18 protein-coding genes are annotated in these 19,728 nt (G+C 60.8%); 16 read left to right on the top strand and 2 right to left on the bottom strand.

Annotated features, from left to right (window positions below; translation table 11 throughout):
• Positions 1–89 precede the first annotated feature (89 nt).
• Genes ABIE62_RS00225 through ABIE62_RS00210 form a run of 4 tightly spaced genes read left to right on the top strand, consistent with a single transcriptional unit; the run spans position 90 to position 4,072 of the window.
• On the top strand, positions 90–722 hold the full coding sequence (locus ABIE62_RS00225) for an RpiB/LacA/LacB family sugar-phosphate isomerase (RefSeq protein ID WP_354322542.1): 633 nt from the start codon (positions 90–92) through the stop codon (positions 720–722).
• A 22-nt stretch (positions 723–744) separates the two neighbouring features.
• Positions 745–1,500 (top strand): 2-dehydro-3-deoxy-D-gluconate 5-dehydrogenase KduD, encoded by a 756-nt coding sequence (kduD, locus tag ABIE62_RS00220; RefSeq protein WP_354322541.1) that lies wholly within the window; start codon positions 745–747, stop codon positions 1,498–1,500.
• A 9-nt stretch (positions 1,501–1,509) separates the two neighbouring features.
• The gene (locus ABIE62_RS00215) at positions 1,510–2,514 is read left to right on the top strand and encodes a sugar kinase (RefSeq protein WP_354322539.1); all 1,005 of its coding nucleotides are present in this window, start codon (positions 1,510–1,512) and stop codon (positions 2,512–2,514) included.
• The gene (locus ABIE62_RS00210) at positions 2,501–4,072 is read left to right on the top strand and encodes a carboxylesterase/lipase family protein (RefSeq protein ID WP_354322537.1); all 1,572 of its coding nucleotides are present in this window, start codon (positions 2,501–2,503) and stop codon (positions 4,070–4,072) included. Before ABIE62_RS00215 ends, ABIE62_RS00210 begins: the two co-directional genes overlap by 14 nt.
• A 5-nt stretch (positions 4,073–4,077) precedes the next feature.
• Here ABIE62_RS00210 and ABIE62_RS00205 read toward each other — a convergent pair whose 3' ends face one another.
• Positions 4,078–4,503: a cupin domain-containing protein gene (locus ABIE62_RS00205; RefSeq protein ID WP_454184765.1), complete on the bottom strand. Its 426-nt coding sequence runs from the start codon at positions 4,501–4,503 to the stop codon at positions 4,078–4,080.
• A 2-nt stretch (positions 4,504–4,505) separates the two neighbouring features.
• Entirely contained in the window at positions 4,506–5,792 is a 1,287-nt protein-coding gene (locus tag ABIE62_RS00200) for a pectate lyase family protein (protein ID WP_354323017.1), read from the bottom strand.
• A gap of 225 nt (positions 5,793–6,017) precedes the next feature.
• On the opposite strand from ABIE62_RS00200, the gene ABIE62_RS00195 reads away from it, so the two are divergent.
• From ABIE62_RS00195 to ABIE62_RS00140, 12 genes are all read left to right on the top strand, one after another.
• Positions 6,018–8,762 (top strand): TonB-dependent receptor, encoded by a 2,745-nt coding sequence (locus tag ABIE62_RS00195; RefSeq protein WP_354322536.1) that lies wholly within the window; start codon positions 6,018–6,020, stop codon positions 8,760–8,762.
• A gap of 103 nt (positions 8,763–8,865) precedes the next feature.
• Complete coding sequence (locus ABIE62_RS00190) at positions 8,866–9,855, top strand: alpha/beta hydrolase (protein WP_354322534.1); 990 nt, start codon at positions 8,866–8,868, stop codon at positions 9,853–9,855.
• Positions 9,855–10,070: a hypothetical protein gene (locus tag ABIE62_RS00185; protein WP_354322532.1), complete on the top strand. Its 216-nt coding sequence runs from the start codon at positions 9,855–9,857 to the stop codon at positions 10,068–10,070. Before ABIE62_RS00190 ends, ABIE62_RS00185 begins: the two co-directional genes overlap by 1 nt.
• A gap of 118 nt (positions 10,071–10,188) precedes the next feature.
• Positions 10,189–11,127 (top strand): TRAP transporter substrate-binding protein, encoded by a 939-nt coding sequence (locus tag ABIE62_RS00180; protein WP_354322530.1) that lies wholly within the window; start codon positions 10,189–10,191, stop codon positions 11,125–11,127.
• Positions 11,124–11,597, top strand: coding sequence for a TRAP transporter small permease (locus ABIE62_RS00175; protein ID WP_354322528.1), 474 nt, complete (start codon positions 11,124–11,126; stop codon positions 11,595–11,597). Before ABIE62_RS00180 ends, ABIE62_RS00175 begins: the two co-directional genes overlap by 4 nt.
• On the top strand, positions 11,597–12,880 hold the full coding sequence (locus ABIE62_RS00170) for a TRAP transporter large permease (RefSeq protein ID WP_354322526.1): 1,284 nt from the start codon (positions 11,597–11,599) through the stop codon (positions 12,878–12,880). The genes ABIE62_RS00175 and ABIE62_RS00170 overlap by 1 nt, the downstream gene beginning before the upstream one ends.
• 46 nt (positions 12,881–12,926) lie before the next feature.
• Positions 12,927–13,097: a hypothetical protein gene (locus ABIE62_RS00165; RefSeq protein ID WP_354322524.1), complete on the top strand. Its 171-nt coding sequence runs from the start codon at positions 12,927–12,929 to the stop codon at positions 13,095–13,097.
• Between the two features lie 431 nt (positions 13,098–13,528).
• The gene (locus tag ABIE62_RS00160) at positions 13,529–14,893 is read left to right on the top strand and encodes an MFS transporter (RefSeq protein WP_354322522.1); all 1,365 of its coding nucleotides are present in this window, start codon (positions 13,529–13,531) and stop codon (positions 14,891–14,893) included.
• Between the two features lie 59 nt (positions 14,894–14,952).
• Entirely contained in the window at positions 14,953–15,408 is a 456-nt protein-coding gene (locus ABIE62_RS00155; protein ID WP_354322520.1) for a hypothetical protein, read from the top strand.
• Between the two features lie 198 nt (positions 15,409–15,606).
• On the top strand, positions 15,607–16,839 hold the full coding sequence (locus tag ABIE62_RS00150) for a DUF418 domain-containing protein (RefSeq protein ID WP_354322518.1): 1,233 nt from the start codon (positions 15,607–15,609) through the stop codon (positions 16,837–16,839).
• 49 nt (positions 16,840–16,888) lie between these two features.
• Positions 16,889–18,253, top strand: a complete 1,365-nt coding sequence (locus ABIE62_RS00145; protein ID WP_354322516.1) for an APC family permease — start codon at positions 16,889–16,891, stop codon at positions 18,251–18,253.
• Positions 18,254–18,258: 5 nt separating this feature from the next.
• Positions 18,259–19,671 carry a peptide MFS transporter gene (locus ABIE62_RS00140; protein ID WP_354322514.1) on the top strand — a complete coding sequence of 471 codons (1,413 nt, stop codon included), beginning with the start codon at positions 18,259–18,261 and terminating at the stop codon, positions 19,669–19,671.
• Positions 19,672–19,728: the final 57 nt, after the last annotated feature.

Genomic DNA, 19,728 nt, shown 5'->3' with positions numbered 1-19,728 from the left:
GGGTTTGCGGCTATACCGGCTGATGACACCGGTTTCCTAACACGGCCATGAAGGCAATCCCTCACTCAGGGGGGCGAAAGAGAGAGATCATGAAGATAGCGCTGATTACCGAGAACAGTCAGGCTGCCAAAAACGGCATCATCCACGACGCGCTGACCGCAGTTGCCGAACCGCTGGGACACGAGGTGTTCAATTACGGCATGTACAGCGCTGAAGACAACGCTTCGCTAACCTACGTGATGAACGGGCTGCTGACCGGAATTCTGCTCAACGCCAAGGCGGCTGATTTCGTCGTTACCGGTTGCGGCACCGGCATGGGATCGATGCTCGCCTGCAACGCCATGCCGGGGGTATTCTGCGGGCTGGTTATCGATCCGACCGATGCCTTCCTGTTCAGCCAGATCAACGCGGGCAACGCGATGTCGATGCCCTATGCCAAGGGTTTTGGCTGGGCGGCAGAACTCAACTTGCAGGATTGTTATCGCAAGCTGTTCGAAAGCGAGCCGGGGCTGGGCTATCCGAAAGAACGCGCCGCGATCATGGCCACCAATCGCGGGATTCTGGCCGACGTCAAGGCGGCAAGCTGCCACGATATGCTGACGGTGCTGAAGACGGTCGATCAGGATCTGCTGCGCGCTGCGATCGCAGGTGAAAGGTTCGCGGATTATTTCTACCCCAATGCGCAGGACGCCGGGATTGCGGCCTATCTGAAAGCGCTGTGATACAGATCGGAAAAGGGCAATCATGGCGATATCATTTGATCTGACCGGCAAACGCGCGTTGGTGACCGGTGCCAATACCGGCATTGGTCAGGCGATTGCAGTCGCGCTGGCGCAGGCGGGCGCCGATATTGCGCTGGCCGGACGCAGCGAACCTGCCGAAACGCTGGCGTTGATCGCGGAGACGGGGCGCGTGGGGCTTGATCTGCGCGCCGACCTGTCCTCCATCGCCCCGGTGCAGGGGCTGGTCGATCAGACCGTCGCGGCGCTGGGCGGGATCGATATCCTGGTGAACAATGCCGGGATCATCCGCCGCAATGATCTGGCCGATTTCACCGAAGGCGATTGGGATGCGGTGGTCGATACCAATCTGAAGACGCTGTTCTTTCTCAGCCAGGCAGCGGCCAGGGCGATGATGGCGCAGGGATCGGGCAAGATCATCAACATCGCGTCCCTGCTCAGTTTTCAGGGCGGCATCAGGGTGCCAAGTTACGCGGCGGCGAAATCGGGCGTGGCCGGGCTAACCAAGGCGATGGCGAACGAACTGGCGCCCAAGGGCGTGCAGGTCAACGGAATCGCGCCGGGCTATATCACCACCAACAACACCGCCGCGTTGCAGGCGGATGAAACCCGCAATCGCCAGATCCTTGAACGGATACCGGCGGGACGCTGGGGCAAGCCTGAGGATATTGCCGGGGCGGCGGTGTTCCTCGCATCGGGCGCGGCGGATTATGTCACCGGACATATCCTCGCGGTCGACGGCGGCTGGCTGGCACGGTAGGCAGCAATCATGAGCGTCACCTGCTTTGGCGAGATTCTGCTGCGCCTTTCGCCACCCCAGCGGCAATTACTGGTGCAGGCAGGCGGGTTTGATCTGGCAGTTGGCGGGGCAGAGGCCAATGTTGCCTCGGCGCTCGCCTCGCTTGGCCACGTGGTGCGGTTTGCCGGGATGGTGAGCGATAATCCGCTGGGTGACCGGGCGCTGGCCGCGCTGCGGGGCTGCGGGATCGACACCAGCTTCATCGCCCGCGCATCAGGGCGGATGGGGCTCTATTTCCTCGAAACAGGGTCAGGCCCGCGTCCGGCGGCAATCACCTATGACCGGGCAGGAAGCGCATTTGCGCTGGCCGATCCAGACCAGATTGATTTTACGGCGGCATTGACCGGCGCGACGTTGTTTCATTGCGGCGGGATCACTCCGGCATTGGGCAGGAACGGGGTAAAATTGGCGCAGGCGGCGCAGGCCGCGGCGCGCGCGGCGGGTGTGCCGATCTGTTTTGATGGCAATTACCGTGCGCAATTGTGGGACGCATGGGATAGCGATCCGCGCGCGATCCTGCGCGATCTGGTCAGTCAGGCAACCATCCTGATCGGCAACCACCGCGACATTTCGTTGCTGCTGGGCCGCGAATTTTCGGGCGAGGGTGAGGCGCGGCGGCGCGAGGCGGCGGAGGCAGCGTTTGCCGCCTTCCCCGGCCTTGAACTGATCGCCTCAACCGCGCGCCATCTGGTCACCAGTGATCACCACCGGATTTCAGCGCGGGTCGATAGCCGCGCTGGCGGATATCAGACCGACGAGATTGACGTAACCGGGATCGTCGACCGGATCGGCACCGGCGATGCCTTTGCCGCAGGCGTGCTAGATGGCTGGATGGAAGCGGGCGATCTGGCGGTGATGGCGCATCGCGGGCTGGCGCTGGCCGCGCTCAAGCACACGATCCCCGGCGATATGTGCCTGATCAACCGGGCGACGCTGAACAGCTTCAGCATAGGCGCCGGCGATGTCCGCCGCTGACGGCATCACGCGCCGCGCTGTATTGGCGGGCGGCGCGGCGGCGGTGGGCGCGATGGCGGTGCCTGCTGGTGCGACGACCATATTCAGCCCGCAGGTGCGCAGCGCCTCGGGCGAATATGTCGGCAGCTTCGTCTATGACCCCGCCGACCGCGTTACGGTGCGCGCCCACCGCTTCGCCGGCATCCGCTATGCCCGTGCTGAGCGGTTCCAGCCGCCGGTGCCGGTCGTTTCAAGCGCACCGATGGCGGAACAAACCCCCGGCTTCGGCCCAGCCTGCCCGCAGCCGGGGCCGAAGACAGGGGTGGGGGCCTATCAGCCGCAATCGGAAGATTGTCTTTTCCTAAATGTCTGGGTTCCGGCAAGGGAGCAGCGTAGCCTGAGCACGCAACTGCCGGTGATGGTGTATTTCCACGGCGGCGCTTACTCGACCGGTAGCGTCACCGATCCGCTGAACGATGGCGCGGCGCTGGCGGCGCGCGGCAATGTGGTGGTGGTGACGGTAAACCACCGGCTGAACGCGCTGGGCTATCTCTACTTGCCAGACCGCTTCCCTGACAGCGGGAATGCCGGGCAGCTTGATCTGATCTGCGCGCTCAAATGGGTGCAGCGCAATATCGCGGCGTTTGGCGGCGATCCGGGCAATGTCACATTGTTCGGTCAATCTGGCGGCGGCGCGAAAATCGCGACGCTGATGGCAATGCCCGCTGCCGCCGGGTTATTTCACAAGGCCATCACCATGAGCGGCCAGCAGGTCACCGCGTCCGGCCCGTTGAACGCGAAAAAGCGCGCCGAGGCGTTTCTTGCCCGGCTTAGGGGCGGTCTTGACCCCGCCTTGCCTCGGCTTGACCCCGTCTTGGTGCCGCTAGACCAGCTCTTGATGGCGCTTGATGCCACCGATCCGGTGCTGGGCGGGCGGGTTTACATGGGGCCGGTGATGGATATGCGCAGCCTGCTGCGCCACCCGTTCTGGCCCGATGCCCCTTCGCAATCGGCACAGATTCCGATGTTGCTGGGGAACACCATTGCTGAGACGCGCGCCTTCTATCCTGCCGATGGCAAGGTACTGAAAGGGCTGGATTTTGAAAATCTCGCAGCCCGGATCGCGCCCGAAATGCGGATCGATATCGCGCCTGATTGGGTGGTCGATCAGTTCCGCGTGCGTTACCCCGAAGCCTCCCCGCTCGACCTGTTCCACCGCATTGTCACCGCAGCGCGCAGCTGGCGCGGACAGGTTGAGGAGGCCGAAGCGCGGGCCCGCAGCGCACAGGGTAACACGTTCGTTTATCAGCTTGATTTTGAAAACGCCCGACATACCGACGATATCGGACTGGCATTTGGCACAGTGCCCGATTCCACTGCGGCGCAATCCACGATGAGCGCGGTGATGATGGACACCTTCGTCCGCTTTGCCCGCAGCGGCGATCCTGGCTGGCCAGCCTACGATCTGGATACCCGCGCAACCATGGTGTTCGACCGCCAAAGCCAAGTGGTCAGCGATCCGCGAGGGTGGGAACGGCGGCTATTCGCCCGCGTGCCCTACGTGCAGCCGGGCACCTGAGCGATTTAACGGGGCGAGTTGGGATAGCTTATAATCAGGTTCAGCGGTGCATCGCCGACCTGCACGATTCCCACCACTGCGCCGCGATAGAGATAGGCCGCCATCCCTGGTTCAAGCGTCGCCTTTACCCCATCCGACACCACCTCCCCCCGACCAGACAGAACATAATAGACCTCATCATGATCGATCAGATGTTCGCCAATCGCGGCGCCTGGATGCAATACCCGGCGACGGAATTCCATCGCCCGCGGTTGCGCCGCTGCATCGGATATGCGGAACGCGGTGCTCATGCCGATTGCCCCATGCGGCGGCGGTTCTTCGCGCTGCGTATCGGCCTCGTGGATCACCACCATCGGCGGGGCAGCAGTCGGTGCGGCTGGTGCGGGTTGCACAGCCCCGATCAGCAGCGGCAGAAACAGGCATCCGATCATGGTCATGGCTGCTGCCGCATTGCGCGGTCTCGCGGCGACAGATGCTCCTGCGCGCCGGGCTTCTGCCCCGGAAAGGTGCCTGAACGGGGCGTCATGGTGGCAAGATCCCAATCGGCCTCAACGAACGGAGCCGCCGATGGTTCGATCACCGGATAGCCGCCGACTTCGCTTTCATCGTCGATGATGGCACCGCGCCCCTCGGCCACGAAGAACAGCATCCTGATTTCATGCTCGCCGCGATCCCACGGGCGCGCGCCAGCAGTGGCGAGCAAGGTGGTTTCAACGTCGTCGGTGGGCAGAATATCGTAACCATCAAGACTGGCGAGCGGAGCGTCAGCCTCGATCAGCTTCGCCTGTGTCTTGCCATAGCGGCCGAACATCGGCAGCGGATTGCCCAGCCGGTCGACCGCGCTGTTATCGCGCCCGTAATAGGCCAGATCGCCCACCCCGCCCAGCATCAGGAACGGCAGGCCAGGATCGGTATTGTCGCCGCCGCGCATGACATTGCCGATCGCCGTGATCTCTCCGGTCACGTGTGGTTGCCCGGCCCATTCGAGATCCATCAGGTTGTAATGCACCGCGCGCCGGGCTGGATTGTAGATCAGGTTGTTGACCATCAACACCTGCGCCCCGCCCTTTACCAGCGGGCTGCGTTCGACATTGTGCGCCCAGATATTGCGATCGAACACGATCCCGGTGGCGTTGTCGTGAACCAGTGACCCCTTGGAATGTTCGCCCTTGGGGTGGCTCGAATCCGCCAGCCCTTCGGCGGCGATGTTGAGCCGAAACACAATGTCGTGGCTGGTGCCTGCGCGCCATTCGGCAACAGTGGAACCGGTAAAGCGCGGGCCGGACGCGGACATGTTTTCATCCACCCCCCACATGAAGGTGGAATTTTCAATCACCACGCGTGCCGCACCGACGGTCGAGATTGAATCGGCTTCCCACCCGCTACGCCTGGCCTGACCATCGGCTCCGCTCAGGATACGCAGGTGCTGTACCTTCACGTCATGGGTGCGCACATCGATCCCGCCCTTGACCAATGTAATCCCGGGCGATGGCGCGGTTTGACCGGCGATAGTGACAAAGGGTTCGCGGATCGAAAGGGTTGACCGTTCAAGATCAATCACACCGCCCACTTCAAACACGATGATGCGCGGCCCCTTCTTTTTCAATGCCTCGGCAAGGCTTCCCGGCCCCGATTTGGCGAGCGTCGTAACGCGAATGATCTGCCCGCCCGCGCCGCCTTGGGTTGGATCGTCGGGATGCGCACTGGCCTGTTGCGGCATGAACACAGCAAGCAGCGCGAAGGCTGCAATCAGGGTGAATAATCTACGCATTTCCGCCACTCTCCCAAGTTTCTCCTATCTGCTTGACAGAAACGACAGGGCATGGCAATTCATAATGACACCGGTTACCAAAATCGGGAAGAAGAGAGATGCAGGGACAGGATCGGGACTTTGTGTCGCGAACGGAAACCGGTGTCACTTCTTCAAACAGAGGGAGAAGGCGGCGTGTCACACATTTTCGGTAACTTTGGTTTCAAGTCTGCTCTGCTGGTCGGCAGCGCGCTGTTTCTGCCGACTGCGGCGCTAGGCCAGACGGCTGAAGCTTCGGTAAGTGCGGACGAGAATGCGCCGGACATCATTGTTACTGGGTTTCGCAACAGCCTGAACGCGGCGCTTGGGCAAAAACGCGAAGCGGTGAATGCGGTTGATGTCATTCTAGCCGAGGATATTGCCGACTTCCCTGATCTCAACCTTGCCGAATCCATTCAACGCATCCCCGGCGTCTCGATTGACCGCGACAATGGCGAAGGCCGGACGATCACGGTGCGCGGTCTTAATGCTGATTTCACCCGCGTGCGGATCAATGGAATGGAGACGCTTTCGACCACGGGTTCGACTGATTCATCAGGAGGCACCAATCGCGGGCGCGGATTCGATTTCAATACCTTTGCCTCTGAACTGTTCCGCAGCATCAAGGTAAGCAAATCGCCGATGCCGTCGACCGAAGAAGGCTCATTGGGCGCAGTGGTCGACCTTTCGACCGGACGGCCGCTGGACTTTGGTGCCGGAGTTACCGCCGCCCTGTCGGCGCAGGGGCTGTATAATGATGCATCCGAGCAGCTGAACCCTCGCCTTGCCGGTCTGCTTGGCTGGTCCAATGAGGACGAAACGTTCGGGGCGTTGGTGTCGGTCGCGTTCAGTCAACGGGACATTATCGAGGAAGGTTTTTCCTCGGTGCGGTTTGCCGGCAATGCCCCGCCCGCAGCCGGGGGCGCGCAATCCTTCACGCAGCGCAATGCCTTTGCGAACGAGGCAGCTTTTCCCGATGCTGCCACAACCTTCTTCCCGCGCATTCCGCGCTATGGCGTGCTAACGTCTGATCAGGAACGGCTGGGCATTACCGGTGCGCTGCAGTTTCGTCCGTCAGACCGCACTCTGATTTCGCTCGACCTGCTCTACTCCCAGTTCAAGGGCACCAGGCGCGAACAATTTGTGGAAGCCATTTCCTTCAGCCGCAACAATGCGACCGGTATCCGCGAGACCGAGATCGTCAGTCTGACGGTTGACCCCGCCACGAGTAACATCGTCAGCGGCACATTCAACAATGTCGATGTCCGCATCGAAAACCGGTTGGATGATCTGAAAACCGATTTCACGCAGGGGACACTGGAACTTACGCATGAGTTTTCGGATCGCCTCAATGTGCGTGTGCTGGGCGGCCTGTCGGAATCCGATTTCAAGGTCAAACAGCAGACCACGATCATTGCTGATGCTTTGAATGTGGATGGCTTCGGGCTTGATTTCACTGAGAACCGCAATGTGCCCTTCATCAATTTTGGAATTGATCCCACAAATCCGGCCAATTTCCTGGTCAATGAAGTGCGCGACCGTCCGCAATCGACGCTGAACCAGTTTTCGACCTTGTCGATGGAGGCTGACTGGCAAGCCAGCGATATCTTGAGCGTCCAGGCGGGCGGGTCTTACAAGAAGTTCGAATTTTCTTCGACGGAATCGCGGCGCGACACGGTGCTTTCCGGTGCCACCGTGGTTCAGCCGTTTCAGCTGACCGACGCCACGTCCACGCTCGCCACTTTAGGAAATGGTTTTGGCGCGCCCGACGGGATCGACCGGGTGTTCGTGACCCCCGATATTGATAGCATTGCCAGCCAGATCGGCCTGTTCACAGGCAATTTCCCGCTCGTGCTACAGAACGGCGCTGTCAACGATGTGGTGGAAGATGACTATGCCGCCTTCTTGCAGGGCGCGATCGATACGCAATTGGGGGCGATGCGACTTCGCTTGCTGGGCGGGCTGCGCTATGTCCGCACTGAAGTCACCGCAACCGGTATCCTGAGCGGCACTACGGTCTCAGTCGACAACAGCTACAACGACTGGCTGCCATCGCTGTCTGCGGTGCTGGAACCCAGCGACAAGCTGCTGCTGCGCGCCAATGTGGCGCGGCAGATGGCGCGGCCCACGCTGACCAGCCTGACCCCCGGCGGCACCTTCAGCGCGTTCAGCGAGACCTTGTCCTTTGGCAATCCGCAGCTTGATCCGTTCCGGGCCAATTCAATCGATGTCGGGGTGGAATGGTATTTTGCGCCCGAAGCCTTGCTGTCGGCAGCATTTTTCTACAAGGATATCAGGACTTTTGTGACACGCGAGACGGCATCGGTGCCGTTCAGGGATCTTGGCCTGCCCGACAGCCTGTTGGACGGCACGCCGTCATCGCCCGACAATATCTTCACCGTTACACGCAACATCAATGGGCAAGGCGGCAATCTGAAGGGGGTGGAAATCCAGTACCAGCAGCCCTTCACCTTCTTACCCGGGGTGCTGCGTAATTTCGGCTTCATCGGCAACCTGACGTTGCTGGATTCCAAAGTGAATTTCGGGACGCTGGCCAATCCCAACCTCAACCAGCTTACCGGTCTGTCCAAGACCGGGTTCAATTCGACGCTGTATTATGAGGACGAGAAATTCAGCGCGCGCGTTTCCGGCGCTTATCGCAGCAGCTTCCTGACACGGGTTCCCGGGCAGAACGGTAATGACATCGAGGGCACAAATGCAACGCTGAATATCGATGCGTCGATGAGCTATGCCTTGACCAAGCAGATCAAGCTCACGCTGGAGGGGATTAACCTCACCGACGAAATCCGCACGCAATTTGTCGATAGCGTCGGCCAGCGTCCGGTTACGCATAACCACACCGGGCGAACCATTTTGTTCGGGGCACGCTTCACGCTGTAATGCCAGGTCTGCCCGCCAGTCCGGTCGTGCAGCGCCTTATATTGAGGAATCGCCGCACGATCAGACCGGTCGGCAGGGTGGTTTTGACCGAAAGGCGGCACGGATGATCGACCGACGGATATTTCTTGGCGGTACGATCGCGCTATGGGCCAGCGGCGCGGCCGCTCAGACCGCCCCACCGACGGCAGTCGGTCAGCCGCCGCCGGGCCTGCCGCAGCCCCGCGAAACGGTTGATCTGTGGCCGTCTGGCGCGCCGGGGGCACCGGCGCTTTTGCCGACCGAAGTGACAACCGAACGTTCGATCAATCCACTGGTCACAGATCGCGCGGTGATGGGCATTGCGGTTCCCCGGATGGCAGTGTTCCGCCCCGATCGACCCAACGGTGCAGCGGTGCTGCTGATCCCTGGCGGGGGCTACCGCCATGTTGTGGTCGACAAAGAAGGCTATGAAATGGCGCGCTGGCTGGCAGCGCGTGGCTTCACGGCGTTCGTGCTGTTCTATCGGCTGCCCACTGACGGCTGGTCTGCGGGGCCGAATGTATGCCTGTCCGACGCGCAGCGGGCCATGCGATTGATCCGCCATCGCCATGCCGATTTTGCCATAGACCCCGAACGGGTGGCGGCGATGGGTTTTTCCGCAGGGGGCCATTTGTGCGCTGACCTCTGCACGCGCTTTGCCACGCGAACCTATGCTGCAGTTGACAGCGCCGACAGTCTCAGCGCCAAGCCGGTATGCGCCGCGCCAATTTATCCGGTTGTCTCAATGCGACTACCCACCGCCCACGCCGGGTCGCGTGAACGCTTGCTCGGCGCGAACCCCGCGCCCGCGCTGGAGATCATACATTCCCCCGATCGCAACGTGCCGAAGGACTCGCCGCCCGTCTTCCTCCTCCATGCCGACGATGACGATGTGGTTCCGGTTGAAAACAGCCTCTTGATGCGTGCAGCTTTGCGCGATCAGGGAGTCAGGGTCGAAATGCACCTGTTCGAACATGGCGGTCACGGCTTTGGTCTGCGCCAAGCGGTGGGCAAGCCGGTTGCAGCATGGCCCGATCTGTGGCGGGAATGGGCGCGGGGCGCTGGTCTGGGCTGATGCAGACCGAAAGCCGCACCCTGATTCCCGCACTCATGCGAACCACCGGCTGTGATGGCGGAAAATCCCGCTTGTGGTTCGATCAGGGGATGGAAGTTTCGGCCTATCACCATAATGTACACGGCGAATTCCTGATGCTGCGCCCGGGACTTTTCGCGGCGAGGCCGAGGCACTCCCGGTTTCGCAATTTCCGCTTCACCGCGCTGGACGATTGAGATGGAAATGGCTTCGAGGACACTAGCTGGGCAGACATTAGCAGACCCACGGGTGGGTGCAGGTCGGCACACGCGGCGCGGCGTTCTTGGCGGCGGACTATTGCTATCCGCGGGCGCAATGCTGGCGGGATGTGCGCCGCGACTTGGCGGGATGTTCACAGCGGCCGATGCCCACCCGGCCGATTATCCCACAGTGCGCGCGGTTGAATTCATGGGGCAGTTTCTGGCCGAACGGACCGGAGGGCGACTGGGTGTGAAGATGTTTGCCGGTGGTCAACTGGGCAGCGAGACCGACACGCTGGAACTTACCAGCTTCGGCGGGATTGATATCAATCGTGTCTATTTCGCGGCGCTGAATTCGGTCGAACCGATGACGCTGCCATTCTCGCTTCCGTTCGTCTTCGATACGATTGATCATATGCGCCGCGTGGTTGACAGCAAGGTTGGCGATGAAGTGCTGGCTTCGCTGGAACCGCATGGGTTGGTCGGGCTGTGCATCTACGATTCCGGATCGCGCAGCTTTTACAACACAAAACGTGCGATCCGCAGCCCGGCTGACATGTCTGGCTTAAAACTGCGCGTGCCGGGGTCCGATCTTGCCGTGGCGATGATCAATGCGCTGGGAGCCAATGCCGTCCCCATCCCGTTTGGGGAGACATATCAATCGCTCGCGCAGGGGGTTATTGACGGAGCTGAGAACAACTTGCCGTCGTTCATAAGTGCCCGCCATTACGAAGTTGCGACTTTCTTCAGCATCACCGATCACCTGCTTACGCCTGAAGCTCTGGTGATGAGCAAGGCCAGCTATGATCGCCTGTCGGGCAGCGACCAGGAACTGGTACGCGAGGCCGCTCGGCGTTCAGTGCCTGAAATGCGGAAATTATGGGATGCGCGGGTGGCCGATGCGCGTGCAACGCTGGCGGGGTCGCAAGTTCAGGTGAATGATGTGGACAGGGCGCCATTCGCCGCACTGATGCGCCCGGTCTGGGATCGTTTCACCACCACGCCTGCACAAAAATCAGTGGTTCAACGGATATTGGAAATGCGCGCGCCATGAACTGGATGACACGAATGTCCGATTGGCTGGCCAGTCTTGCCGCACTGGGTCTTGTGACGATGGCAGCGATCGTGGTGTGGCAGGTGTTCGGGCGCTATGTGCTTGATGCCAGCCCATCCTGGACCGAACAGGCGGCCCTGATCCTGATGATCTGGTACGTGATGTTCGCTGCGGCGGCAGGTGTGCATGAAGGTTTCCACATCCGTATCGCGCTGTTGGAAGAACGGTTGGGCGCACGCGCTGAGCCCGTCCGGCGGATTACTGCGCTGATCGTCTTGGGGCTGGGGTTGGTGCTGTTGGTTTATGGCGCGCAGTTGGTCTGGTTGGTGCGCGGCAATGTTGTGCCGTCGCTGGGGATCAGCCGCGCTGTTGCCTATGCCCCCATGCCGGTGGCCGGACTGTTGATGGCGCTGTTTTCAGTACCGCAGATCCTTGACGGAAAACCGCGCGGCGCAAGGGACGACAACTGATGGAAGTGGTGGTTCTGTTCGGCGCGCTGTTCGCGCTGCTGATCCTGGGTGTGCCGGTCGCCTATGCGCTGCTGGGCGCGGCGCTGGCCTGTTTTGCGGTGATGGGGATACCCCCACTGGTCGCGGTGCAACGAGTGGCGGCGGGCATCAGCGTATTCACTCTGATGGCGATCCCGTTCTTCATCTTTGCCGGAGACCTCATGTACCGCGCCGGGATTGCCGAACGGTTGGTACGCGTCGCGGATGCGGCGATGGGCCGGGTGCGCGGCGGGCTGGGGCTGGTCGATGTCGGCGCTTCGATGATGTTCGGCGCGGTATCGGGATCGGCCATTGCCAGCGCATCGGCTATCGGATCGACGATGGTGCCGTTGATGAAGGAAAAAGGCTATCCGCCCGATTTCGCAGTCAATGTCACGGTGACAGCGGCAATTGTCGGGCTGTTGATTCCGCCTTCGCATAACATGATCATCTATTCGGCGGCTTCGGGCCTTGGCGTGTCGATCGGCGATCTGTTTCTGGCTGGGGTGATCCCCGGCTTGCTGACCGGGATCATGCTAATGGGCACGACCTGGCTGGTGGCGCGCCGCCGCAATCTGCCGCACGGCAACTTTCCCGGTTGGCGCGCATTTGCCCGCGCACTGGTTTTCGCGGTGCCCGGTTTGATGACCGCAATCATCATCATGGGCGGAATCCTGAGCGGTATTTTCACACCGACAGAAAGTTCCGCCGTGGCGGTGCTCTATACCGTGCTGGTCGGCGTGCTGGTCTATCGCAGTCTGGGCTGGAACAGTTTCTGGGAAGCTGCGGGCAAATCAGTGCGGACGGCAGCAATGGTGCTGTTCATCATCGCAGCCGCCACCGCGTTCGGTTTTGCCATGGCGCTGTTGGAAGTGCCGCAAGCTCTGGGCCAGATGATCGGGTTCATGACCGACAATCCGTTGCTGACCCTGCTGATCATCAATGTGCTTCTGCTGCTGCTCGGCACCTTTATGGACATGGCACCGCTGATCGTGATCACCACGCCGATTTTCCTGCCGGTGGCAATGGATGTCGGGGTGAACCCAGTGCATTTCGGGATCATCATGATGATCAATCTCGGCATCGGACTGGTGACGCCGCCAGTCGGTTCAGTGCTGTTTGTCGGTTCTGCGGTGGGCAATATCCCGGTGACGACGCTGGTTCGCACCATCTTGCCATTCTACCTTACACTAATTGCGGCGCTGTTGCTGATAACCTATGTTCCCGCGCTGTCTCTGTGGCTTCCAGCGCGGTTTGCCGGATAAAGCTTATCCGCGCGCCCGAGGCGGTCGCAAGTGATGCGCCCGCGCCATGGTCGGCCTGATGGCGCTGTGGGCCGACATCGAACCGGTCAGGCAGACTCGCACCCAGTCCGATTTTCTGAGCTTTGCCGAACGCATCGGTTGGCACAAAGATGGCTGGCCTGACCCTGATCCCAGACCTGATCCCGGCCCCTGCCAGCGCCAGATAGGCGATTATTGACGTTTTATTGACGGTAGCGGCGTTGACGCCGAATCCCGCTTTGGCGCATTAACGGCGCGGGGAAATCGCAAACAGCTCAGATCCTTGGACCGGCCCGGGAAACCGCGTTGCCGCCTGCGGGGAAGCTGTGTGTGTAGCTGGGGGGCGTCCATGATTACTTCGTTGAAGCCGGGATCATCACGCGTCAGCGCTGGATTTTGGCTGGTAGCCGCAGCGGCCATTGCTACCGCGTTGACAACTGCGGATGCTGCAAACGAACAGCAAACGGCCGCCCAGTTCGAAGCTGTGGGCCCGCTGCCTGATCAAGTCGATGCTGGCATACCACCTTCATCCCATTCCGATTGCATAGGCGGCGAAGTTCGATTTCTGAAACGGATGGTGTCACCGCCAAACGCGGTTCAGGACGGATGTGGGCGGGACGGCGCGTGGTGATGGGCGCGCTGTCTGCGCTGCCTGCGCTATCCGAAAGCCGCCGCCTGCGGCTGGTGGGCTTCTTTCTCATGTATATCTCGCAGGGCGTGCCCATGGGATTGGTAATGACGGCGATCCCGGCATGGCTCGCCGCCAATGGCGCGAGCGCCGGACAAGTCGGGTTCTTCATCGGCACCGCGATGCTGCCGTGGTCCTTTAAGCTGGTGAACGGGCTGGTGATGGACCGCTTTTGCTACAGCCCGATGGGACGCAGGCGGGCGTGGATCATCGGTTCGCAAGTGATGATGATTGCCGCATTGATTGTCACAGCCTCTCTTGCGCCCGGCCCTGACGAGATCGCCCTGCTTGCCGGTCTGGCCTTCGCCTTCAACCTGTGCGCCGCGGTGAACGATGTCGCGGTCGACGGGATGGCGGTCGACATCTTGCCCGAAGATGAGCGCGAGAAGGTTAACGGAGCCATGGCGGGTGGGCAGATCATTGGCATTTCCGGTTCCGCGATCATGGCGGGCGCGGCTCTTGTCGCGGGCGGCGTGGAGCTGGCCGCCGCTATGGCTGCGGCGGTGATTGTGGTGTTGACCATCACCGTCACCTTGCTGCGCGAACGGCCCGGCGAGAAGTTTCTGCCGTGGACTGCTGGTTTGGCATCGGCGGAATGTCTGGCGAGCGCGCACACCAAGTTCCTGCCCATTCTGGGGAAAGTGCTGCGCGGGCTGGCACAATGGCGCACCGCGCTGTTTATGGCTGGCGTTGGGTTCATCACGTCAAGCGTGGGTATGGTCGACGTGGTCTCCCCAGTTTTCAGCGTATCCGAATTGGGCTGGAGCAGCGAAGCATTCACCAATTACAGCAGCATCAGCGCGATGGCCACCACGCTGCTCGTGATGGTGGCGATCGGCCCCCTGTGCAGCCGGTTCGACAACCGCATCCTGATGGTATTTTTCGCAGGCTTGATGCTGCTGCCCAACCTCGCAGCCTATCTTGCCCCGGCAGGGACATTCGGAACCCTGGCCATGCAGACCTACATCACTATGTTCTGGGGTGGTTTTGCAGGTGTCTTCGTCCTCAACATTGCCTGGTCGATGAACCTGACCAATCCGGTGGTCGCCGCCAGCCAGTATGCGCTGTTCATGGCCATTCCCAACTTCGTGCGCTCGCTTGGCTCGGGCGGTCATGGCCAGATTGTCGACAGCTACGGCTATGACGCTGCTTTTCTGGTCGCGGCTGGCTCTGTCGCCATGGGTGTCGGCCTGTGTCTGATCGCCGGATATGGACGGCTGGAGACGATCCGAAATCCTGCCAGCGCCCGCATCATGACCGATCCCGCACCACTGCCCGGCGTCCCGGCAGGCAGCGCAATCTCATAATCGCAGCAAGTTTTTACGAGCCGCCCTCAGTCCCGAGGGCACCAAACAGGAGAGAAGCAATGAAATTGATCAAAACCATGATGATGGCGGCCAGTGTCGCCCTGATCGCTGCGCCGATGGCGCTGCCAACCGCCGCTGCGGCGCAAGAATTCCCGCTGGTTGGTGGGCAATATTCGGACATTACCGGCATCACCGTCAAGGATGGCGGCGGCCTGGCCTATGCCACCTATCTGGCTGACCAATGGGTGAAAAATCAGGAATTTGCCAAGTCGCAAGGCTGGATCACGGATTACAGGATTTATGCGAATGTGAACAGGCGCGATGGTGAGCCTGATCTGTATCTGGTGGTCACTTACCCCTCCGTTCCCGATGCCGCTGAAGGTGAACGGCGCGGCGCGGCCTACCGCGCCTGGGCAAAAAAGTCTGACGCGCAGCTGGAAGCGGAAAACGGCAATCGCGCCGAATTCCGCACCGTTCGCGGCTCGATGATGCTGCAGGAGTGGACCAAGCGCTAGAACTGCGAAAACCCTGACCGTAGTGTGCGCTGCGCCCGTAATTCTGAAGCGTGCGGGCGATTATGATCAGGCAACGGCCCGGCGGGTGGAACTGCGAATGTCATCCGCCGGGCTGTTTTTTCGACCGCAACGCCGCACGCAATGGTCGAATGGCGATTCCCCGGGGCTTCATCACTCCAAAACCCAAAGGAAAAAACGATGGCACTCGCGCCGACGGCAAAGGACGACCGCTACCTCATCATGGATGTGCTGCGCGGCTTTGCGTTGTTCGGAGTGATGCTGGTCAACATTTACGAACTGGGCGGCGAAGATGTTCTGATCACCGCCCAGCAATTGGCGGCATTGCCATCAGCCGGTCTGAATGATGCAATGTCATTCTGTGTGAAGCTGTTGGTTTATGACAAGGCCAACACGCTGTTCGCGTTCCTGTTCGGGCTGGGGTTTGCAATCCAGATGCAGCGGCTGGAAGCACGCGGTGCGGCGTTCGCGCCAATCTATCTGCGCCGTATCGCGATCCTGCTGATGATCGGTCTGGCGCATGTAATGTTCTTGTTCGCGTGGGACATCCTGCATGTTTACGCCATCGCAGCCGTCATCCTGTTTTTCTGCCGCAAGCTGCCTGATCGCACCTTGTTTTGGCTAGGCGCGGCACTGCTGTTGTTTGGTAAGCCGCTGATTGCCTGGATATTTGCAGCGAGCGGCATTTCTGGGCCTTTCGATGCCATTTGGACAGCAGAATCGGCGGTGCTCGCGCGTCAGGCGGCGGCGCAATCGGGCGATCTTTTCGCCTTCACTGCGGCGATGCGCGAGATGCTCTATTACGAGTGGCTGATGACCGGCGCCCTGATGGCGTGGATTGCCTATGCGCTGGGACGGTTTCTGATGGGCGCATGGGTTGCGCGTAAGGAGTGGATCCAGAACGCACCTGCCAATCTGCCGCTGTTCCGGCGGTGGTTGTGGCCGCTGCTGCTGGGCGGGCTGGCATTGGAACTGGTGCACCTGCTCAGCATCGATGCTGCCGATGCGCCGTGGTTTGAACTGGCGCGCGGTGCTATCCACGCGGTCGCCACACCGATGATCGCGGCAGGTTATGTCTGCGCTTTGGTGTTGCTGTTCCAGAAACGCTCGCTCGCATGGCTGGTAAAACCGTTTGCCCCGGTCGGCCAGATGGCGCTGACCAATTACCTTATGCAAAGCGTCGCGATCATTCTGATCCTGACCAGCGTGGGGCCGGGCCTTGGTCTTGCCGGGAAAGCGGGTGTTTCAACCTTCCTGCCGCTCGTCATCGCCTTTTTCGCCGCGCAGATCGTGTTCAGCCACGTCTGGATGAAGGCCTTCGCGTTTGGCCCTGCGGAATGGCTCTGGCGCGCGCTGACCTATGGCAAACCACCGCCGATGCGCCGCGCCGCCATAGCGGGCGTGCAAGCATGAACGCGCCCACCGGGTATCGCGGGGACATTGTCCTGATGGATGCGGCGGCATGACAATGGGCAGAGCTGCAGCCAAGGCTGATGCCCTTCTTTCCAGCCAGCCGCGCGGCTTGCAAAAGCGATTGGGTTTCGCCTTTGCAGCCGCGATCGGACTGGGTGCGGTGATCGGCGCAGGTCTGATGCGCACCAGCGGCTCGGTCATCGACGAGGTGCCGCTCGCCTGGCTTGTCATCCTGTTATGGGCGCTCGGCGGTGTCCATGTGATGCTGGCAGCCAATGTGGCGTCCGAACTTGTTACCAGCATCCCCAAGGCTGGGGGTATTTTTGTGCCGGTTCGTGCGGCGTTTGGCGATTCAATGGGGCTGCTGTCCGGCTGGGCGAGCTATCTTTCCTATGTGGCCGCTGGCGCATCTCTCGCGATTGTCTGCGCCGACTTTTCGGCCGTCATCTTCCCTCCGTTGGCCGTCCACAGTATTGGTATCGCGACAAGTCTTATCGTGATCCTCTTTGGTTTCAACTGGCTCGGCGTGCGCGAAGGGGCGGCGCTGCAAACCGCTGGCAGCGCCATCAAATTCGCGCTGCTCGTCATCGTGATCGCCATCGCGTTTTTTGCCGAGCCGCCCCGGCCCGGTTTCTCGAGTGTCGGGACGCAAGGCGGTACAGCTGCCCTTGGCGCTTTCGCTGTGATCGCCGCCTATCAGATGATCTACGGTGCCTACGCCGGGTGGGACAGCGCGATCAATTTCGTCGAAGAAGACGAAAATGCGCTGACCAATATTCCGCGTGCGCTGGCGCTATCGATCCTCGCCATCAGCGCGGTTTATGTGCTGTTCAATCTGGGCATCATGAAGGCGCTCGACCTTGATGCGATCCGCACGTCCGATCTCCCCGTTGCGTTGGTGCTGGCGAATATATTTGGCCCTGCCGGTGCCATTGCAGTGGCTGTGCTGGCCATCGTCATGGCGTCAACGTCTCTGAATGCCAACATAATGGGCGGCCCGCGCATATTATACGGAATGGCGCGCGATGGCCTGTTCCTACGATCAACAATGCGGGTCAATGCGGGCGGCACGCCTGATATTGCGTTTGCGATGACTTTGGCGTTGTCGGTGCTGCTGATCTTCTCCGGCGGGTTTGAATTTGTATTCCGGCTGATGGGCGCGCTGATCATCTTCTCCTTCATTCTTTACGACGCATCCTTGTTCGGCCTGCGCTGGAAGCAGCCGGATCTGCCGCGACCGTTCCGCGCCATCGGCTATCCATTCCTGCCAGCATTATTGCTGCTGATCGACGGATCATTGCTGATCGCTTTCATCGCAGCCGATCCGGTAAGCGGGGCCTATATGGCCGCGCTGATCGCCACCTGCATTCCGGTCGGCATCCTGCTGCACCGCCACCGAAAGGCCGGGAATTAACGAACATGGCATCCCTTTCAATCAGATCGCAAGGCACTGACGCCACCTTCCTCGGCCATCCGCGCGGGCTAGCCTATCTGGCGTTTACCGAGGCGTGGGAGCGGTTTTCGTTCTACGGGATGCAGTCGCTGCTGGTGCTGTACATGGTGCAGTCGCTGTTCGTGCCAGGGCAGATCGAGAATGTGGCAGGGATGGCGGCCTATCGCAGCGCGATTGAGGCAATGCTGGGGCCGCTTTCGGCGCAGGCCTTGGCCGGGCAGACCTTCGGCTTTTATGCCGGACTGGTCTATTTCACCCCGCTGATCGGCGGGTGGGTGGCGGATCGCTGGCTTGGCTCGAAAAAAACCGTGGTCATCGGTGTCGTGCTTATGACCGCCGGACACGCGGCGATGGTGTTCGACCAGAGTTTCCTGTTGGCGCTGTTGCTGCTGATCCTGGGTTCGGGCGCACTCAAGGGCAATATCGCAGCACAGGTCGGTCAACTTTACGCGACACAGGATGCGCGCAGGACTACCGCCTTTGCCGCCTTCAGCATGGCCATCAATATCGGCGCGATATTTGGCCCATTGGCGTGCGGCTTGCTGGCGCAGGCCTATGGTTGGCATTATGGATTTGGTGTGGCAGGCCTGCTGATGCTGGTAGCGCTGGGCGTATACCTGAAGGGCCTGCGCTATTTTCCGGAGGAACCGCCTGTCCGGCGCGACCGGTCGCAGGAAGGTGCGCTGACGATGCAGGAATGGCGCAGCATCGCAGCGATCATGGCGATGCTGTCGATGATGGTTGTGCTGGGACTGGGCTACGATCAGATGTACAATATGGGCATGGTCTGGATCGATCAGGCGGTTGATCTGGACACTGCGCTGGGGCGCTTGCCGGTCGCCTGGTTCGTATCGATAGATTCCGTCGCGATCGTCGCGGCTACGGCCGGCGTGATTGCATTATGGCAATGGCAGGCGAACCACGGGCGTAGCAGTTCTGAAAGCACAAAGATCGCGATTGGCGGGGCATTGACCACCATCGGGGTCGCAATCATCGCTGTCGGCGCAGCGATGGCGGAAAGTGGCAAGGTCAGTATCGCTTTCCCCGTCCTGGCCTTTGCATTCACCGGGATTGGTTTTGCCTGGTTCTGGGCGACCTGGCTCGCACTGGTATCGCGCTATTCACCGGCCAAGATTGCCGCACGCATGATGGCTGCCGCCTATCTGGTCGCCTTTTTCGGCAACGTAATCAGCGGCTACATCGCCACTTTCTACGAAACCATGTCGCCTGCGCTGTTCTGGTCATTGAATGCAGGCGTGTGCTTTGCAGGCAGCGCGGCCTTCTATGTCTTCGGCCCGATGCTGGTGCGGGGGCTGCACAAAGGCGCGGCAGAGCAGCCCTTCGCAGGGCAACGCATTGGCCCATTAAAAGCTCTCTGACTAATCATGCAATTACTATATTTATCAGCGTTACTGCGCCGCAGCATGTAGCGGGTG

Origin of the sequence: Porphyrobacter sp. MBR-155, from assembly GCF_040547625.1 — a bacterium.
Taxonomy (GTDB): domain Bacteria; phylum Pseudomonadota; class Alphaproteobacteria; order Sphingomonadales; family Sphingomonadaceae; genus Erythrobacter.
This window is presented reverse-complemented; position numbering and strand designations above follow the sequence as displayed.

Bases quoted from the DNA above. Each gene is read 5' to 3' on its own strand.
- ABIE62_RS00175 (WP_354322528.1), top strand. From the start codon at position 11,124: ATGAACTGGATGACACGAATGTCCGATTGGCTGGCCAGTCTTGCCGCA.
- kduD (WP_354322541.1), top strand. From the start codon at position 745: ATGGCGATATCATTTGATCTGACCGGCAAACGCGCGTTGGTGACCGGT.
- ABIE62_RS00150 (WP_354322518.1), top strand. From the start codon at position 15,607: ATGGCACTCGCGCCGACGGCAAAGGACGACCGCTACCTCATCATGGAT.
- ABIE62_RS00165 (WP_354322524.1), top strand. From the start codon at position 12,927: ATGGTCGGCCTGATGGCGCTGTGGGCCGACATCGAACCGGTCAGGCAG.
- ABIE62_RS00170 (WP_354322526.1), top strand. From the start codon at position 11,597: ATGGAAGTGGTGGTTCTGTTCGGCGCGCTGTTCGCGCTGCTGATCCTG.
- ABIE62_RS00225 (WP_354322542.1), top strand. From the start codon at position 90: ATGAAGATAGCGCTGATTACCGAGAACAGTCAGGCTGCCAAAAACGGC.
- ABIE62_RS00180 (WP_354322530.1), top strand. From the start codon at position 10,189: ATGCTGGCGGGATGTGCGCCGCGACTTGGCGGGATGTTCACAGCGGCC.
- ABIE62_RS00205 (WP_454184765.1), bottom strand. From the start codon at position 4,503: ATGATCGGATGCCTGTTTCTGCCGCTGCTGATCGGGGCTGTGCAACCC.
- ABIE62_RS00160 (WP_354322522.1), top strand. From the start codon at position 13,529: ATGGGCGCGCTGTCTGCGCTGCCTGCGCTATCCGAAAGCCGCCGCCTG.
- ABIE62_RS00145 (WP_354322516.1), top strand. From the start codon at position 16,889: ATGACAATGGGCAGAGCTGCAGCCAAGGCTGATGCCCTTCTTTCCAGC.
- ABIE62_RS00190 (WP_354322534.1), top strand. From the start codon at position 8,866: ATGATCGACCGACGGATATTTCTTGGCGGTACGATCGCGCTATGGGCC.
- ABIE62_RS00200 (WP_354323017.1), bottom strand. From the start codon at position 5,792: ATGCCGCAACAGGCCAGTGCGCATCCCGACGATCCAACCCAAGGCGGC.
- ABIE62_RS00140 (WP_354322514.1), top strand. From the start codon at position 18,259: ATGGCATCCCTTTCAATCAGATCGCAAGGCACTGACGCCACCTTCCTC.
- ABIE62_RS00185 (WP_354322532.1), top strand. From the start codon at position 9,855: ATGCAGACCGAAAGCCGCACCCTGATTCCCGCACTCATGCGAACCACC.
- ABIE62_RS00210 (WP_354322537.1), top strand. From the start codon at position 2,501: ATGTCCGCCGCTGACGGCATCACGCGCCGCGCTGTATTGGCGGGCGGC.
- ABIE62_RS00155 (WP_354322520.1), top strand. From the start codon at position 14,953: ATGAAATTGATCAAAACCATGATGATGGCGGCCAGTGTCGCCCTGATC.
- ABIE62_RS00215 (WP_354322539.1), top strand. From the start codon at position 1,510: ATGAGCGTCACCTGCTTTGGCGAGATTCTGCTGCGCCTTTCGCCACCC.